The organism is Sphingomonas aurantiaca (assembly GCF_003050705.1).
Lineage (GTDB): Bacteria > Pseudomonadota > Alphaproteobacteria > Sphingomonadales > Sphingomonadaceae > Sphingomonas > Sphingomonas aurantiaca.
In genome coordinates this window covers 562,493-579,278 of record NZ_QAOG01000001.1, presented here as the reverse complement: position 1 = coordinate 579,278, position 16,786 = coordinate 562,493, and the positions used below count along the sequence as shown (strand labels likewise).

The window sequence follows — 16,786 nt, the reverse complement described above, 5'->3', positions numbered from 1 at the left end:
ATGACCGAGCAGCGCGTCAAGAAAGTGGTCATCGCCGGCGGCGGCACCGCAGGCTGGCTCGCCGCCGCCGCGCTGTCGCGGCAATTGGGGCAGTTGCTCGACATCACATTGGTCGAATCCGAGGAGATCGGCACAATCGGCGTCGGCGAAGCGACGATCCCGACGATGCGTTCCTTCCACGCGATCCTGGGCCTGGACGAGCGCGAATTCATGCGCGCGACGCAAGCCACGTTCAAGCTAGGCATTTCGTTCGAGAATTGGGCGCGCGACGGCGATCGCTACATCCATTCGTTCGGCGACCTCGGCAAATCGACCTGGATGGGCGACTTCCACCATTTCTGGCTTGCCGCCAAAGCCGCGGGCGATGCGAGTGAGATCGGCGACTATTGCCTCGAGCTTCAGGCGGCCAAGGCGGAGCGGTTCGCGCTCCCCAGCGAAGGCGAGATCAACTACGCCTATCACCTCGATGCCGGCCTTTACGCCCGCTTCCTGCGCGCGCGCAGCGAGGCGAACGGGCTGAAACGGATCGAGGGACGCATCGCCAGCGTCGATCGCGACGGCGAGACCGGGTTCATCCGCGCGCTCGTCCTCGACTCGGGCGAGCGCGTCGAGGGTGACCTGTTCATCGACTGCACCGGGTTTCGCGGGCTGCTGATCGAGAGCACCTATGCCGCCGGGTATGAGGACTGGTCACACTGGCTGCCCACCAACAGCGCGCTGGCGGTGCAGAGCGCGGCGACCGGCCCGGCGCATCCCTACACGCGCGCGATCGCGCACGACGCAGGCTGGCGCTGGCGGATTCCGTTGCAGCACCGCGTGGGCAATGGGCTGGTCTATGCCAGCGAGCATCTATCCGACGACGAAGCGCATGCCCGGCTGCTCGGCACGATCGACGGTGCGCCGCTGACCGAACCGCGACTGATCCGCTTCCGCACCGGTCGGCGGCGGCAGGTGTGGATGGGGAACTGCGTCGCGCTCAGCCTGGCCAGCGGGTTCGTCGAGCCGCTCGAATCGACCAGCATCCACTTGGTCATGACCGGCGTGACGCGGCTGATGCAGGCGTTTCCATTCGGCGGCGTCGCACCCGCGGCGGTGACTCGCTTCAACGAGCAGGCGCAGGCCGAGCTGGAGCGCGTGCGCGACTTCATCATCCTGCATTATCACCTGAACGAACGGCCCGAGCCCTTCTGGGCGGCGCGCCGGGACATGCCGATCCCCGACACGCTGGTCGAACGCATCGCGCTGTTCGCCGAAGCCGCGCAGGCCTATCAGGGCGGTGAGGACCTGTTCCGCGTCGCCAGCTGGGTGCAAGTGATGCTCGGCCAGCGGCTGATGCCACGCGATCACCACCGCCTGGGCACGATCATGGGTGGGCCGCAACTCGCCGGCGTGCTCGCCAAGATGCGCGGAGACATCAGCGACGTCGTTGCAGCCATGCCGACGCACCAGAAGTTTCTTGATCGCCACCTTCTGAGACCGCCGCGCGCCGCGTAGATCCGATCGATCGGCCCGAATGCCGTGAGCGGGCACGGATCAGTCGGGGCGTCCGACTTCGCTACGCGGCGGCCCCTGAGAGTCAGGAGCCGCGCATGGTCCACCCGCGCTCCGGATTGCCGGCGCGACGCTCCGCTAAACCCAGATCAGCGCATCTGCATGAAGATTGCGAGCGCGTTGCGAACGCCGTCCGCAAAGCGGTTGTAGATCACGCGCGCGACTTCGGCGATGACGGGCTGCCGATCGCGTCCACCGCGCGCGAACACCGCGATCGCCACGCGGCGGCCATCGGGCATGGTGATAAACCCCACATCATTCGTGATACCGTCCAGCGTGCCCGTCTTGTCCTCGACCCGGGTGCCTGCGGGAAGCAGCGCGCGGATCCGGCGGGTTCCCGTCGCGCATCGGCCCATCAGTCCGAGCAGGAAGGCGCGGCTCTGCGGGGTGAGAACGGTACCGTTATCGAGCTTGTTCAACAGCGTGACCATGGCAATCGGCGTGGCAACATCCTTGATGTCGGCAAGGTGGCCGCGCTCCCGAAGCAACTGGGCGATGCTCCGGTCCATCCGGATGCCCGGTATATTCTGCGACGACAGCCACCGCTGGATCGCGACGGGGCCGCCAAGCGCGGCGAGCAACTGGTCGGTTGCCTGGTTGTCGCTGCGGATGATCATCAGCTCCATGACTTTCGCCGCGGGCCGGCCGGCAATCATGTCGCCGAGGCTGCGTCGGGCTTGATCGACCTCGGCGAGATAGGCGGCGGCGATGGCGATCTTGACCGTGCTCGCCATCGGGAACGGGGTGTCGCCGTTGATGGAGACCGTCGAGCCGTCGCGCAGGTCGAGCGCCGCGATGCCATAGTCACCAGAGCGCGCCGCGATCAGCTTGCTCAGCTCGCGCTCGAGCCCGATCAGCTCGGGCGAGCTGGCGGCCGCGGGTGCCGGGACGAGGAGGCTCGCGGCGATACTGGACAGAAGCAGACGGGTAAGCAGGGGCACGCGCATCGATCGTCCTTGGGTGTGTCCTTCAGGGACACGCTTATCATAGTGCGCAAGCCTGAACACTTCGTGTCACATGCCGATAAAGTCCAAACGGCCGCGGCTCGCCAGGACGGCTGTAGGTACCGCGCGGCAAGTTCGCGAGCAAGACGCCCGAGCCAGCCATGCGGCTCGTTCCGGTCCTTGACCGCCGGGCGGTTGGAAGACACCCGATTGCATTGGCTTGCTCGCCTTCAGCCCATCCGCATCTTGGGCAGCAGTGGATCGGATTGGAGGTTGCATAGCGACGTCGTGGAAAAGCGTTCCCTTGCGGTCTACCGTACGGACTGAAACACCCCGGGTACCCGGGTATTGGTAGAGGACAGTATTGCGGCAGACTTGCGCTGAATGTAGCGCTTATGGTCTTCGGACAGCGTCCCGCCGTCCTGCGCTTGCAGTTTCAACGCCTCTTCCCGCAACGCCAGTGCCTGGTCACGCTTCTGCCCGCGCATCGTCGGCGTCTCGAGCGAGCTTCGACCCGACAGGTGATCAACGGCGCGTGTTCCCGCTTCTGGCGAAGGGATCAACGACGGGCTTAGCGTGGGCGTGGGCGAGCCCTGGTAAGGTGAGGTCTGGGCATAGGACGGCGATGTTGCACACATCGCAATCAATGCGGTGAGAATGATCTTCACATCCGTTCTCCAATACAGGCCGGCGAGACATACACCTTCGCATACAATAGCTAAACACTACTCCTGCTGGCGGCCAGCGCGGTTCCGACCCAATTTGGCGAAGACCTGCTCACGAGCACCGGCCGCAGATGCAGCGACGTGACACATCGGGCCAGACTGCCGGCCTCGCCCCCGAGGGGGAGCAGAAAGCCGGCGCAACCAAGTCCAGCGTAAGCCTCAGAGCCCGATTTCCTTCGCGAAATCGGCGAGATTGCCGCCGGTGCCCGGCTCCTTCTCACTCCTGGCGACGATGGCGTCGTTCAAAGAGGCTGCAGCGATGGTCGTCGCTTGCGAGCGGGCGACCTGTTGGAAGACCAGCGCCTTGAGGAATGACAGGAACGGCGCCTGCCAGATGCCGCTGTGCCCGTCGATCACCGCCTTTGCCGCAGCGACGACCCAGAACGGATCGGCCTGCTCGATTTGCGGGGGCGTGAGCACGAACGGGGCGTTGCCATCAGGTCCGGCGATCTTGTGCGTGCGGAATTCGTCGATGAAACCGATCGCGTGAGTCACGCAGCGCTCCTCGAGCCCGCCGATCGTTGCTTCCTCAAGCCGGTTCGCGAAGTTGCCGATCGGAAAGAACGTCCCGACCGGCTGGTCGTTGGTCGCCTGAACACAGACGAAGACCGGCAATTGCACGTTCGTGCGCCCCTTGAACGCCGAGCTGGAGACCAGGTCGTAAATCGGCAGGTAGCGCGCCCCCTCGATGGCCGGATTTGCGAGCACGACCAGGTCGGCAAAAGCAGCGATGACCGTCTCGACCGGTGCTGACGCGGATTCGATCAGCGACTGGGCGAGCGCCGAATAGACGATCATGCCGCCGAAACTGTGCCCGGCGATGACCAGCAGCGGCGCACCGCCATTCTTGAGGCGCGAGTTGCGATAATGGCGCAGGCGACCGAATAATTCGCGCACCGAGCCAACCGCGACCCGGTGCCCGGCGGCCTGGCGTCCCCAGAAGGCCGTATCGGCGACGATGTCGCCGGGGCCATAGGCCGTCAGGCCGCGCCAGCCGACGAAGATCCCCATCACCGGGCGCGGCGCACCGCCGGCGGCGGCGGCCGATGATCGTTCATAGGCCGCGGTCTGCGCCAGCACCACGCGAAATGACGACAGGTTCGGGTCGTCGCTGCGCGCGTCATGCTTCCAGCCGTGAACGAACAACAGCAGGATGACGTCCTCGCGCCCGGTCCGCATGGTTTCGACTCGGTCCGACACCTTGTCGAGCTGCGCGCGATCGTAGCAGCGGCCCTGGTCGTCAAACTCGACGACCGCGAGCGCGAACGTGTCCGCTTTCATGAAGCCGAGCGCATCCTGATGCGCCGCATTGGGCATGACGCCAAATGGGGGCGGCGTCACGACCGGCCGCAATCCCGTCAAGCCATCATTGGGCTGTGTGCTCCGACTCATCGCTGTCCTCCCGCTATGGGGGAGATGATAGCGCAGGCCACGCCGCGTGCGCGCTGGAGTCGCAACCGAAACGAACGAAGTACACCGGCCCAAGACTCGGCGCTCCGCTCACCAGCCATACCCCATCCGTCGGATAGGCGTTGAATTCGAACCGTGCTCGTGTATCCGTACGCCACCACGAAAAGGGTTGATCATGAAGAAAATTTTCGCCGTCGCCGTCGCTACCGGTCTGCTCTCGCTCGCAGCCTGCAACACCAGCCCGCGCGAGCAGGCTGCTGACAAGATCGAGTCGAACACCGAAGCCGTCGCCGACAACCTCGAAGACGCTGCCGACGCCACGGGCAACGAAGCAGCAGAAGCAACGCTCGAGAACAAGGCCGACGCCGTGCGCGCGACCGGTCAGAACCAGGCTGACGACATGCGCACCAACGACGCGGATACCAATCTGTCGAACGGCATCTAAGACCCTGCGGTCTTAGACGTTCAGTCAGGCGGCTTCCGAGCGGCCTGTATAATTGGGGCATCCGGGGCGACTCGGATGCCCTTTTTGCGTCCGGCGCGCACGCGGAGCGCGGCCGACGTCTCAGCTGGACGGCGCCCGCGCGAGCACGGCCTGGGCCAGCCGTAGGCGGGACTTCCAGATTTTCACCGACGGATGCCCGGACGCCAGGCCGGCAAGACGCCCCTCGATCTGCGCCACCTCGCGCTTGGCCGCGTCCACTTCGACGGGTGTCGGCGGCGGCTGGATATTGGCACGTGCATGCGCGCCGGTACGTCCCTTGCTCTTGGTCATGACCCGCTGATGGCCTTCGATGCTCCTTCGGGTCAATGTGGCACGGCATCAAAAAGCGAATCCGTGCTGCGCGCGACACGCCGACACGAAAAAGGGCCCGCCGTCGCCGGCGAGCCCTCCAAGTCTTGCAGTACGCGTCAGAAGCGGACGGTGGCGCCGATTGCGATGTTGCGGCCAAGCGAGTCGTAGCGCGAGGGGATCGTGTTGGTGCGCGCGAGCGCCACATTGTACGAGTCCGGCACGATCGGCGGGCTCTTGTCGAGCAGGTTGTTCGCGATCAGCCGCAGCGAGAACGCCTTGTCGATCGCGAAGTTGAGCGCGAGGTCGAAATAGCTCTGCGGTGCGATGTGGTAATAGCTCGTGCGTTCGCGCTCGGGCGTACCGCCGATCGCCGGATCGCCCGAATTGTCGGCATTGGTGAGCGAGCCGACATAGCGCCAGTTGAACGACGCGCTGAACACCTTGTCCATCGTCGTATAGGTCGTGCGCAGGCCGTGCGACCATTTCGGGATCAGCTGCCCGCAGCCATTGCCGTAATAGCCCACGCAGTTGCGCTCGGGCTGGACCGGCGAATCCTGACCGCCGGCAAAGGTCGTCAGCGAGCCGTTGAAGCTCCAGTCGATCTTGCCCGCTGCCGCGAGGTCGAGCGCATATTGGGCCTGGAAATCCCAGCCCTGCGCGATCGAGGTGTAATAATTGGTCGTACCCTGGCGAATATAGCCCGTGGTCGGGTTGCCCGATGCCGGCGAGTAGAGCGTGCCGGTGCCCGGGTTGCGGACGATGCCCTGGCAGAAGAACGCATCGCCGTTCGAACGCTGGCAGCCATCGGTATAATAGCTGTAATCGTTATAGCCGAGCGAATCGTTGATCTTGATCCGGTAACGATCGACCGAGAAGACCAGCCCGCGAATGAAATGCGGCTTCACGATCAGGCCGTAGGTCTGCGTATAGGCGGTCTCGGGCTCGGCGGTGAAGCCACCCGACCGCACGGTGCACCCGGTCGCGCCGGTCGAGGCATCGCCCGGACAGATCAGCGTCGGGCTGCCGTACAGCGCGTCGGACAGGCCGGTCGCGCGGCACACGTCGCGCGAGGCGACCGGCGCGCCATAGGTGATGCCGCCGTTCGCGTCGGTGGTGACGGTCGGCGCGCAGAAATCGTTGATCGTGCCCGAACCGCCGCGCGCGAATTCGACGTTGGTCGCCTGCCGGATCTCCGTCACCGTCGGCGCGCGCTGCGCCTTGTTGAACGACGCGCGGAACGTCAGGTCGCTGACCGGTGCGTAGAGCCCTTCGATCTTCCAGGTGTTGAAGGTGCTCGGATTGCTGCTGTACTTTGACACGCGGTAGCCGCCGTTCGCCTGCAGCAGGTCGACGAAGCGCTTATGCTCGACGAGCGGCGCCTGCACCTCGATATTGGCTTCCCAGACGTCCTGCTTGAGATAGGTGTCGGTGCCGCCCAGCCCGGCACGATAGGCCGCGTCGGCGGTCGATTTCAGCGTGTCCTTGCGATATTCGGTGCCGAGCGCGATCGCGACGCCCTGCTCGGCGAACGGCGACTTGATGCCGTATTTGCCGAGGTCGCCGGTGACGTTGGCCTGCACGTCGTACAGCGTGCCGACGGTCTTCGACGTACCGCGGTCGAACAGATAGTCGATCAGCGCCGGATTGGTGTTGCCCGCGCTGAACGCATCGAACGGCACGCACGCGGCATCGGTGGTGGTGGCGCAGGTCGGCGCGGCGCGCGTGCCGCCGACGTTGATCGCATTCTGCAGGTTGGCCTGGTTGACGAAGGTCGGCGTGTAGTCCTGGCTGTTGCGCGCATAGACGCCGCCGACATCGTAGGTCCACGCATCGCCGGCCTTGCCGCGCAAGCCGCCGGTGAGGCGCAGGCCTTTGTTCAGATACTGATCGGCCTGATCGTTGTTCTCGCCGAGGCGGTAGCGAATGTCGATCGGCGCGGTCGCGGCGGTGCCGGCCGCCGCGCCGCAGATCGTGCCCGCCTGCGATGCCGAGAGGAACGGATTGTTGCAGTTGACGTCCACCTGACCGCCGGCAATCCCGGGATAGCGGTTGGACGACTTGTCGCGGAACCAGATGCCCGAGGCGTAGAGCTCCGCGTCCGGCGCGATGTCGAGGCTGACGAAGCCGCCCGCGTTGACCCGCTCCGACGGCCGCTGATAGGCATAGTTGCTGAAATAGTTCGACGCGTTGCCGGCGCCCGGACCGTACGGCACGAAGGTGCGCGTCCCGTTGGGGTTGTTGACATATTGCCCGGTCGCGACGCCCTTGCTGTCGAGCGGCGAAATCAGGCCGCTGGTCGAGCTGCTCGGCGTCAGGCCGCACGAGATGGGCGCGTTGAGGCTCGTCTGGGTGAGGTAGCAGCCCGAGTTCGACCGGTCCGACAGCAGCACTTCATCGGTGTGCTTGTAATTGACGAAGCCGTTGATGCGCAGCGCGCCGTCGAACAGCTTCTTGCCAGCGGTGACGGTGATGTCGGCGCGGCCGCCGTCGTTCGACAGCCCCCGCGCGCTGTTGAACCCGTTCGCGCGCGCCAGCGACGACACGACCGTGTCCTTGTTGTTGTGGTTGTAGAAATTATAGTTGCCGTCGATCTGAAGGCCTTCGAAATCCTTCTTGAGGACGAAGTTGACGACGCCCGCGACCGCGTCCGATCCGTAGACCGACGAGGCGCCGCCGGTCAGCACGTCGACCCGCTCGAGCAGCGAGGGCGGGATGATGCCGACGTCCTGGCCGTTCTGCGTGCCGATGCGCTTGCCGTCGATCAGCACCAAAGTCCGCTCGAACCCGAGGCTGCGCAGCTTGATGCGCTGGCGACCGTCGGAATCGGCATAGGTCTGCTGGCTGTCGGGCGCGACCTGCGGGAGGCGGTTGAGCACGTCCTCGACATTGACCGCCGCCTGCGCGCGAATGTCCTGCGAAGTCACCGACGTGATCGGCGCGGCCGACGTCATGTTCGGGCGCTGGATGCGCGATCCGGTCACGACGACCGTGTCGTCCGACGCGGGCGCACGATCGGGTCCGGCAAGCGCGGTCGCGGCGTCCGCCTCGACCTTGGCCTGCGCCGGTGTTTGTGCCGGAGCCTGGGCCGGTGCCTGCCCCGGAGCCTGCGCCGGATCAGCCGCGCCATCCTGCGCCATCGCGGGGACCGCACAAAACAGCAGCGATCCCGCAAGAGCGATACGCGACACAGTCTGGTCGAAGATCATATGATTATCCCTTACCCGGCTGCGCCCTGACGCCTTGACCGGTTCGGACGGCAGGTTTCGTTGATTTGTCATATTAGTCAATACCCGAACAATACCTATCTAATACATTCGCGATGAGATGTTACGGGATCGCGTTATAACTGGTGCCCTGGCGATCGCTGCGATAGCGTCGGTGGACATTCGGACGGGGAATCAAACTGTGACGACGAGACGGTCCATGCTGGCGGCGCTGAGCGGCCTTGGCGCACTGCCCTTTGCCGCGGGCCTCGCGCGCGCCGCGCAGCGTTCCACCCCGGCGGCCGCCGGCGCGATCATCCTGTCCACCTGGGATTTCGGTGCCGCCGCGAACGCCGCCGCCTTTGCCAGGATGCGCGCAGGCGGATCGCTGATCGACGCGGTAGAGGCAGGCGGCATGGTGCCGGAGGCCGATCCGAACAACCACAGCGTCGGCTATTCGGGCTATCCCGACCGCGACGGGCACGTCACGCTCGACGCGGTCATCATGGACGATGCCGGCGGCGTCGGCGCGGTCGCGGCGCTGGAGAATACGACGCACGCGATCTCGGTCGCGCGGCGGGTGATGGAGCGGACGCCGCACACGATGCTGGTCGGCGAAGGCGCGACGACGTTCGCGCGCGAGCAGGGGTTTCCGCAGGAAAAGCTGCTCACCCCCGAAGCGGAAAAGGCGTGGCGCGACTGGCTCAAGACCTCGAAGTACCAGCCCGAGGCCAATAGCGAGAACCGTATCACCCGTACGCCCGGCGGTGCGCTCGATCACGACACGATCGGCTTGCTCGCGCGCACGCTCGACGGCCGCATGGCGGGGGCGTGCACGACGTCCGGCATGGCGTTCAAGATGCGCGGCCGCGTCGGCGATTCGCCGCAGGTCGGCTCGGGTCTGTACGTCAAGGCCGGCGTCGGCGGCGCGACATCGACCGGGCTTGGCGAGGAAGTGACCCGCGTTGCCGGATCGGCGCGCGTCGTCGCGTCGATGCGCGCCGGAGCCACCCCGCAAAAGGCGTGCGAAGACGTCGTCCGCCACATCGCCAAATTGCGCGGCGACGCGATCCGGGGCGTCCAGGTCGGCTTCCTCGCGCTCGACCCGCACGGCAATGTCGGCGCCTACTGCCTGCTGCCCGGTTTTACCTATGCCGTGACCGATGCGAGCGGAACGACATCGATACGCAAGGCACGCTCGCTCTTTCAGGCGTAATATTGGCGCGCAAGGCCGGTCTCGGCCGCGTCTTCGGAATTGGCGCCCTGGCGAAATTGGTATTTTTTTGGTCCGATAATTCAAGCTGTAACATTTGGACACCAACGGGACCGTGATGGCCGCTTCGGCGGCGTAGCGCTTCTGGGGGGCCCATGCTCAAATCCGTTCTCGCGACCGGCACCGCGTTTCTCGCAATGTCCGCCGCCTTCGCCATGCCGGCTCGAGCGCAGGCGACCGATGGGGCTTCGGCGACGGCGGCCGATCCCGCTCCGGCAAGCGGCCAGTCCGCAGCGCCGGAGGAGAGCAAGGGGGACGTCATCGTCACCGGCTCGACTCGCGCGCAACGCCGCTTCGATGCGTCCTATGCGATCAACGTCGTCTCGCAGGCCGACATCGAGAAGATCGCCCCGGTCAACTTCGCCGACCTGATCGGCCAGCTGCCCGGCTTCCAGACCGAGATCACCGGCGGCGAAGTGCAGAACATCTACCGAATCCGCGGCCTGCCGAACGATGGCGGCTTCGTCAGTTTCCAGCAGGACGGCCTGCCGCTGTTCCACGAGAATGACGGCGTGTTCTTCCGCGGCGATGCGATCCTGAAGCCCGATCTGATGACCGAGCGGGTCGAGGTCGTCCGCGGCGGCCCCGCCCCTGTCTATGCCAGCTATTCGGGCGCGATCGTCAACGCGATCGAGGTGACGGGGCGCGACGAGGTGCGCGGCAAGGCGCAGGTGACGATCGGCGACACCGGTCTCTACCGCGCCGACATCGTCCAGTCCGGGCCCCTCGGCGGCAAGACCTATTACGCGGTCGGAGGCTTTGTGCGCTATCACGACGGCTATCGCGACAACGGCTTTCCCAACGACAAGGGCGGCCAGTTCCGCGCCAATATCAAGCACGATCTCGACAACGGCTCGCTCCGGCTCAGCGTCAACTACGTCAACGATCACAACGTGTTCTACCTGCCGATCCCGACCGCCGACCCGCGCAATCCGGCGGTCTCGCTCGATCGCTACATCGACTATTTCTCGGGCACGATGAACTCGCCGGCGCTGCGCAACGTCAACCTGCGCTACCGCGATGGCGCGGGCGTGGTCCAGAACCAGGCGAGCGACCTTGCCGATGGCCGCCACATGCGGATGATCAACATCGGCACGCAATATGACGCGGAGTTCGATGGCTGGCTGGTGTCGGCAAAGGCCGGGTTCACCATGGGCAAGCTGGATTTCAACGCCTTCTACTCGACCACCAACCCGGTCGATGCGAACAGCTTCGCCAGTGGCTATCGGGCGCGCGCGACGTCCGCGTTCGGACCCGTCGCGTCGCTCGGCTATGTGCTCGCGGGCACCGACACGGTCTACGACCCCTATGCCGCCTCCGGACTCGTCCTGCAGGGGCAGTACCGCGACATCCACTCGAAATTCTATTCGAACCAGGTCAACCTGTCGGTCGCCAAGAAATTCGAAACCGGCTTCGGCAGCCACGATCTCAAGCTCGGCGTATATGGCAGCCTTTACGGCGAGGACAGCCGGACGATCTACCAGAATTACCTGATCGAGGTGGCGGGCAAGCCGCGGACGCTCGACCTGGTCGCCTATAACGCCGCCGGGACGCGCATCGGGTCCGTCACCGATAATGGCGTGCTCAACTATGCCGCGACGCTGACGCGCGGCAATTCCGATGCGAAGATGATCGCGCTGTTCGCCAACGACACCTGGGAACTCCTCCCCGGGCTGCGGTTCGACGCGGGCATCCGCCATGAGCGCTACAGCTACACGGGCTATGCCGCGCTGACCGGGCAGGCCGATCTCGGCAACGGCGCGACGCTGGCCGACGACACGACGCGCGCGTTTACGGGCAACATCATCAACCAGACGGGCAAGCCGCACGTCACGAACTGGACCGCGGGCGCCAATTACGACTTCAACCGGCACATCGGCGTCTATGGTCGCGCCTCGCATCTCGAGACGCCGCCGAGCGTGCAGACCGTGATGAGCATCAACCCGACGATCCTGACCACGATCGCCGATCAATATGAGGCCGGGCTGAAGCTGGCGGCGGGCCGGTCCTATCTGTACGTCACCGGTTTCTACACCAATTTCGATCCGCTCAACGCCTCGTTCCTCGCGTTCGACCCGTCGACCGGGCGCAACGACGTCAACATCCCCTTTATCGGCGAAGCGCAGGTCAAGGGTGTCGAATTCGACGGATCGCTCGCGCTGACCTCATGGTTCTCGCTCAACGGCGCGCTGACGATCAGCGATCCCAAGTACAAGAACTTCCAGAGCTCGACCGGCGCCGATCCCGTCCAGGCGGAGGGCAAGCAGATCGTTCGGCAGCCCAAGATCTACGGCAACATCCGCCCGAGCTTCGACTTTGATCTCGGCGACAACGCGGTGTCGGTCTATGGCCGCTATACCTATATGGGGAAGCGCTTCGTCGACCTGTACAACAATACCGCGCTGCCGGCCTATGGCACGACGGGCGCCGGCGTGACGGTGCGCCATGGCACGTGGCAGGTGCAGGTGGTCGGCGACAATCTGTTCAACGCGCATGGCCTGACCGAGGGCAATACGCGGACCGATCAGTTGAGTGGTCAGGGCAGTTCCGAAGCGATCTACGGCCGTCCGATCTTCGGCCGGAATGTCCGTCTCGTCGTGGGCAAATCCTGGTGAGGTCCGGGTTTGCGCTTGCCGCCGCGATCGTCTTCTTAGCGGGCACGCCGGCCAGTGCCGCGCCGGTCGTCGCTCGGGCGCAAGCGGGCCCGGTCAGCGACCGGGTCATCGGCGCCTTGTCGCACCGGCTGTTCCCGCTGCTCGACGCGATCGGCACGGATCCGGGCGGGGTGGCACAGCTAAAGGCGAAACCGGGTGTCGCGGCGATGCTGGCGACGCGGGCCGAGCGGCGGGCCGCGTGCACCGACGATTTGGGCTGCATCGCGCAGGCCCTGGTCTGGACCCAGTCCGAGACCGCGGTCCTCGCCGCGGCAGTACCGGAAGGTACGTCGTCCGCCGACGACGGCAGCGCGGCACAGGCCAGGCGGGAGATCGAGGGGATCAACACCGTGCTGCGCACCTATGGCCTTGGCCAGCTGCCGCGATACCCCCAGATCGATGGGGCAGGCCCGATCGACCCGATGGAGGTCCGTACGCGACTGCAGGCCGCCGACTGGCTGTCGCGCACGCCGCGCGCACGATCGATACAGGCGCTCGATACCAGCATGGACTTCGCGCTGGCACTGCTCGACGTCAGCGACCGCACCGATGCGATCGGGTTCGATCCGCTGATGGCTGGACTGAATGCCGCGCCCGTGAAGCGCGCGCGGTCACTCGATTGGACGCGGTGGCGCTACAGCGCGATGATCGTCACCGGCGTCGGGCCGGAGACACCCGACGCCGCGCTCAGCCCGCTCGGGAAATACCATATCCGCCTCGCCGCGGAGCGCTATGCGCGCGGCGATATCGCGGTCATCATCGTCACCGGCGGACGCGCGCATCCCCGCGCGACCCGCTTTACCGAAGCCGAGCAGATGCGGTCCGCGTTGATCGACCGCTACGGCGTGCCGGCGGACGCGATCGTCGTCGAACCCTATGCCCGCCACACCACGACCAATTTGCGCAACGCCACGCGCCTGCTCGTCGCGCTGGGCGCGCCGCTCGACAAGGATGCGGTGATCGTCTGCAATCCGGGCCAGAGCGAGACGATCGCCAGCGCCGCGTTCGCGCAACGCAATGTGGCCGAACTGGGCTATGCTCCCGGGCAAGTCGGCCGGCGGGTGTCGCCGACCGAGCTCGAGTTCCGCCCTTCGCCACTGTCCCTGCGCGTCGATCCGCGCGACCCCCTCGATCCCTGATCCGTCTGGAGCCTGTGATGCGCCCTGCCCTGCTCGCCACGATCGCCGGTCTTGCCATGACCCTGATCCCCACCTCGGCGCAGGCCTGGGGTGGCACCGCGCATGCCGTGATCGACCGCGCCGCGATCGAGTCCATCCCTGACGACGGCCCGGTCTTCCTGCGTCGCCAGGTCGACTATATCGCCGGGTCGGCGTCGCTGCCCGACGCGTGGCGTAACGCGTCCGAGAATTTCTCGAAGATCGAGGAGGATCCGAACCATGGCTGGTTCCGCGAGCAGTTCACCTTCCTGAAACCGATCCCCCGCTCCCGCTATGAATTCGTCATCGCGGTCTTCAAACAGCATGAGAAGATCAAGCGCACCGACCCCGCCACCGCGGCGCGCACCAACGTGCGCTGGACCGGGACGCTGCCTTATGCTGCGATCGAGGCGTATGAGCGGATCGTGGTCTGCATGCGCGACGTACGCGCTGCAAAGCAGGCTGGCCGCGACAGCGCGTTCGCCGAACAGCACTGCGGCTTCGACGTCATCCGCCTTGGCCATTATATCGGCGACGGCGCGCAGCCTCTGCACGACTCTGTCAACAGCGATGGCTGGCGTGGGCCCAATCCGAAGGGCTACACCACCGACAAGTCGATCCACGGCCGGTTCGAGAGCCGTTTCGTCGACGGGATGAAACTGACCGCCGCCGATATCACGCCGCGGATCGGCGCGCCGGGGCACCGCGACGGCGACATGTTCGACGCGATCCTCGCCTTTCTCGACAACGCCGGCGACAAGATGGAACGCGTCTACGCCCTCGAGAAGCGGAACGGGTTCGCCGATTTCACCGACAAGGACGTGCGCGCGCTGGTCTACACGCAGACGACCGCCGGTGCGGCGATGCTCCGCGACATGCTCTGCCGCGCCTGGACCGAGAGCGCGACCACGCCCGCCGAGATACGCCCCTCCCCGATCGATTTCGCGAACCCGCGGTTCAACGCCGAAACGGGGTCGGCGGCGGACTGATCATCCTGAGCCCGCAAATCCGTCAGCCAATCGCTTGACCGATTGGCGTGCGGAGCCGACGCAGCCTGAATGATCGATGCCAAGGCCGTGACGCTGTCGCTACTGGAACGCCGCGCACCGGGCGCGACGATATGCCCGAGCGAGGTGGCTCGCGCGATCGCGGAGGATTGGCGCGGCGCGATGCCCGCGGTCCACGCCGCGATAGACGAGCTGGTCGGCGACGGACTCGTACGGCTCAGCTGGAAGGGGCAGCCGCTTGGAGCGCGATCAGGACCGTACAGGATCCGCTGTAACGACTGAGGCCAGGCCCTGCTCCTGACGCATCGACGCCGCGACGCTCGAGGCGGGCGCTGACCGCGGGCACGTGCCGTCTTGGTGCCGACGCGAATCAATCTACCGAAACAGAGCGAACGCCGTCGAGACAGGGAGGCGTGCCTGTCGCCGATCTCGACGATAATGGCCCTGATTTCGATAACATCGTAGATAGAGCAGCAACGATATTCAGCGCAGTTGAGATCAACAAGTCACTACGATCTATGATTTTTATTCATTCGTTTCGGATTTTTTGCTCACATCGATCAGCACTGATCCGCATCAATCCGAAATATAAAGCGATGGATAACGGCGTTCGATAGGAACGTTTTTGGCGTTAGAATCGCTATACTCCCCAGGAAACGCCCACACCGACCGTCACAGCACGAAGATGTGTCGGCTGGAAGATGACGGCGACGCTGCACAAGAGTATCGAGGACTGCCCGACGTTTTCGGGGTTTTCTAATCTTGCCTGTGGCAAAAGATTTGCCGCGCTTGCGCCAATTACTGTAATTTCTAAGACGGAGACTTCTGATGCGTGCACTGGTTTGGCATGGAAAAGGCGATGTTCGGGTCGACACTGTCGCGGATCCCGAGATCCAGCATCCGCGCGACGCGATCATCAAGGTTTCGGCCTGCGCGATCTGCGGGTCCGACCTTCATTTGCTTGACGGCTACCAGCCGACGATGAAGCCGGGCGACATCCTCGGGCACGAGAATATGGGCGTCGTCGTCGCACTCGGGTCGGAAGTCACCAATCTGAAGATCGGCGACCGAGTCGTCGTTCCGTTCACGATCAGCTGTGGCGATTGCTTCTTCTGTCGCAAGGGACTGTTCTCTGCGTGCGAGCGGACCAATCCGAATGCCGAACTCGCGATCAAGGCGATGGGCCATTCGCCCGCCGGGCTGTTCGGGTTCAGCCACATGCTGGGCGGCTATTGCGGTGGCCAGGCCGAGTATCTGCGCGTGCCGATGGCCGATATCGGCCCGATCAAGGTGCCCGACAACGTCACCGACGATCAGGCGCTGTTCCTCTCCGACATCTTCCCGACCGGCTATATGGCTGCCGAGAATGCGAACATCGAGGAGGGCGACACCGTGGCGATCTGGGGCTGCGGCCCGGTCGGCCAGTTCGCGATCCGCTCGGCGCTGATGCTCGGCGCGGGCCGCGTGATCGCGATCGACGAAGTGCCCGAGCGTCTGGCGATGGCCGAGGCCGGCGGTGCGGAGACGATCAACTTCGCCGAGGTCGACAGCGTCTATGACGAGCTCCAGTTCCGCACCAAGGGTCGCGGCCCCGACAGCTGCATCGACGCGGTGGGTGCCGAGGCGTCCGGGCACGGCGCCGTCGATGCGGTGATCGACAAGGTGAAGGCGGCGACGTTCCTCGCGACCGACCGCGTGCACGTGCTGCGCGAGGCGATCATGAGCTGCCGGATGGGCGGCACGGTGTCGATCCCCGGCGTCTATGTCGGGATGGGCGACAAGATCCCGATCGGCGCGATGATGAACAAGGGCCTGACGATCAAGACCGGGCAGACGCACGTCCAGGCCTATACCAAGCCGCTGCTTGCGCGGATCGAGGCCGGCGACATCGATCCGAGCTTCGTGGTGACTCACCCGGCCAGCCTCGAGGACGCGCCCGAGATGTACCAGAAGTTCCGCGACAAGCAGGACGGCGTCATCAAGGTCGTGCTGCGGCCGTAACCCCTGCCCGCCCCGGTCCGCTCCTGCCGAGCGGACCGGGGCGGCATCCTCTTGATCCACTACAG

Annotated in this window: 13 protein-coding genes; 8 read left to right on the top strand and 5 right to left on the bottom strand. The window is 65.4% G+C overall.

Annotation, left to right across the window (positions count from 1 at the left end):
• Nucleotides 1-1,494: a tryptophan halogenase family protein gene (locus C8J26_RS02765; RefSeq protein WP_107956616.1), complete on the top strand. Its 1,494-nt coding sequence runs from the start codon at nt 1-3 to the stop codon at nt 1,492-1,494.
• A 146-nt stretch (nt 1,495-1,640) separates the two neighbouring features.
• On the opposite strand, the gene C8J26_RS02760 is transcribed toward C8J26_RS02765, so the two are convergent.
• The 3 genes from C8J26_RS02760 to C8J26_RS02755 form a co-directional block, all read right to left on the bottom strand.
• On the bottom strand, nt 1,641-2,498 hold the full coding sequence (locus tag C8J26_RS02760) for a serine hydrolase (protein ID WP_082445063.1): 858 nt from the start codon (nt 2,496-2,498) through the stop codon (nt 1,641-1,643).
• A 308-nt stretch (nt 2,499-2,806) separates the two neighbouring features.
• On the bottom strand, nt 2,807-3,163 hold the full coding sequence (locus tag C8J26_RS20020; RefSeq protein WP_146168762.1) for a hypothetical protein: 357 nt from the start codon (nt 3,161-3,163) through the stop codon (nt 2,807-2,809).
• A gap of 216 nt (nt 3,164-3,379) precedes the next feature.
• Complete coding sequence (locus C8J26_RS02755; protein WP_146168761.1) at nt 3,380-4,612, bottom strand: hypothetical protein; 1,233 nt, start codon at nt 4,610-4,612, stop codon at nt 3,380-3,382.
• A 193-nt stretch (nt 4,613-4,805) separates the two neighbouring features.
• On the opposite strand from C8J26_RS02755, the gene C8J26_RS02750 reads away from it, so the two are divergent.
• A complete protein-coding gene (locus tag C8J26_RS02750; RefSeq protein WP_056412501.1) occupies nt 4,806-5,075 on the top strand; it encodes a hypothetical protein in 270 nt (89 codons plus the stop codon).
• A gap of 120 nt (nt 5,076-5,195) precedes the next feature.
• Here C8J26_RS02750 and C8J26_RS02745 read toward each other — a convergent pair whose 3' ends face one another.
• Nucleotides 5,196-5,405, bottom strand: coding sequence for a hypothetical protein (locus C8J26_RS02745; RefSeq protein WP_107956614.1), 210 nt, complete (start codon nt 5,403-5,405; stop codon nt 5,196-5,198).
• Between the two features lie 137 nt (nt 5,406-5,542).
• Nucleotides 5,543-8,632, bottom strand: coding sequence for a TonB-dependent receptor plug domain-containing protein (locus C8J26_RS02740; RefSeq protein WP_107956613.1), 3,090 nt, complete (start codon nt 8,630-8,632; stop codon nt 5,543-5,545).
• A 217-nt stretch (nt 8,633-8,849) separates the two neighbouring features.
• Between C8J26_RS02740 and C8J26_RS02735 the strand changes: the two genes are divergently transcribed.
• From C8J26_RS02735 to C8J26_RS02710, 6 genes are all read left to right on the top strand, one after another.
• Nucleotides 8,850-9,845 carry a glycosylasparaginase gene (locus C8J26_RS02735; protein WP_208631308.1) on the top strand — a complete coding sequence of 332 codons (996 nt, stop codon included), beginning with the start codon at nt 8,850-8,852 and terminating at the stop codon, nt 9,843-9,845.
• A gap of 152 nt (nt 9,846-9,997) precedes the next feature.
• A complete protein-coding gene (locus tag C8J26_RS02730) occupies nt 9,998-12,517 on the top strand; it encodes a TonB-dependent receptor (protein WP_107956611.1) in 2,520 nt (839 codons plus the stop codon).
• Complete coding sequence (locus C8J26_RS02725) at nt 12,514-13,695, top strand: YdcF family protein (protein WP_107956610.1); 1,182 nt, start codon at nt 12,514-12,516, stop codon at nt 13,693-13,695. Before C8J26_RS02730 ends, C8J26_RS02725 begins: the two co-directional genes overlap by 4 nt.
• A gap of 17 nt (nt 13,696-13,712) precedes the next feature.
• On the top strand, nt 13,713-14,702 hold the full coding sequence (locus tag C8J26_RS02720; RefSeq protein ID WP_107956609.1) for a phospholipase C/P1 nuclease family protein: 990 nt from the start codon (nt 13,713-13,715) through the stop codon (nt 14,700-14,702).
• A 69-nt stretch (nt 14,703-14,771) separates the two neighbouring features.
• Nucleotides 14,772-15,002, top strand: coding sequence for a DUF3253 domain-containing protein (locus C8J26_RS02715; RefSeq protein ID WP_107956608.1), 231 nt, complete (start codon nt 14,772-14,774; stop codon nt 15,000-15,002).
• A gap of 546 nt (nt 15,003-15,548) precedes the next feature.
• Nucleotides 15,549-16,721, top strand: coding sequence for a zinc-dependent alcohol dehydrogenase (locus C8J26_RS02710; protein WP_056412523.1), 1,173 nt, complete (start codon nt 15,549-15,551; stop codon nt 16,719-16,721).
• Nucleotides 16,722-16,786: the final 65 nt, after the last annotated feature.